This window comes from Streptomyces sp. NRRL F-2664, assembly GCF_000719345.1.
GTDB lineage: Bacteria > Actinomycetota > Actinomycetes > Streptomycetales > Streptomycetaceae > Streptomyces.
This window is the reverse complement of the sequence record NZ_JOFX01000593.1, coordinates 1-237: the sequence shown is the minus strand read 5'-3', so window position 1 is coordinate 237 and position 237 is coordinate 1. Positions and strand designations below refer to the sequence as shown.

Annotated in this window: 1 pseudogene; it reads left to right on the top strand. The window is 68.8% G+C overall.

Annotation, left to right across the window (positions count from 1 at the left end):
• Positions 1-237 (top strand): annotated as a pseudogene (locus IF89_RS49550) (IS630 family transposase); the annotation flags it as partial.

The following is a 237-nucleotide window of genomic DNA, read 5'->3' as shown; positions in this document are numbered from 1 at the left end:
GTGGGCCGAACGCGGCGGCAGACACAAGAACCCCGACCGCGAACCCCGCCGACGACGCCGGGCCGCCTACAACCGCTACGACGGAGTACGCCACCTCTTCGCCGCCCTCGACCTGACCCGGGACCGGCTCTACGCCCACATCAAGCCCGTCAAGAAGGCGCACGCAGTTCCTGGAGTTCTGCCGCTATCTCCGCACCCTCTACCCGGCCCACGTCCGCATCGCGATCACCTGTGGCA